The organism is Vibrio sp. 10N.222.46.A1 (assembly GCF_041473595.1).
GTDB lineage: Bacteria > Pseudomonadota > Gammaproteobacteria > Enterobacterales > Vibrionaceae > Vibrio > Vibrio tasmaniensis_A.
This window is the reverse complement of the sequence record NZ_JBFRSN010001681.1, coordinates 1-590: the sequence shown is the minus strand read 5'-3', so window position 1 is coordinate 590 and position 590 is coordinate 1. Positions and strand designations below refer to the sequence as shown.

Annotated in this window: 1 protein-coding gene; it reads right to left on the bottom strand. The window is 49.5% G+C overall.

All coding sequences use genetic code 11. The annotated features are described in order from the left end of the window. Positions 1 to 590: ATP-grasp domain-containing protein (locus AB4496_RS28840; protein WP_372133541.1), on the bottom strand; the 590-nt coding region annotated here is incomplete at both ends.

Genomic DNA, 590 nt, shown 5'->3' with positions numbered 1-590 from the left:
ATCTGCTCAGCAAATTCATGCACAGCAGAGTAGGCTTGCTTATCGAGAATGTCTGCCAGTGAGCATAACGCTCTTTGCAGCTCTGCGTTGTAGTCAGCGCTCACGTTAATGTGGCCCATCTTACGACCTGCACGCTTCTCTTTGCCATACCAATGAACATGACAGCCACCTTGAGCCAGAATAGCCTCAGGTAGGGTATCTTCACCAAGAATGTTGATCATTGCGGTTGGGCGAATCAGTTTAGTACTGCCTAGTGGCATACCGCACACAGCACGTAGGTGGTTCTCAAACTGACAAGTTTCAGCGCCTTGCTGTGTCCAGTGGCCAGAGTTATGAACACGTGGTGCAATCTCGTTAACCAGCAGTGAACCTTTAACATCAAAGAACTCTAACGCTAGCACGCCAACGTAATCCAAACGTTCTGCAACAGCGGTGAACATGGTTTTTGCTTGCTCTTGCAGTTCAATGTCATCAATCGCTGTCGATAAGCTCAACACGCCGTCGGTGTGAACATTTTCAGCCAGTGGGTACACTTGAATCTCGCCATTAGCGCCACGAGCACCCACCAGTGATACTTCGCGGTCAAACGG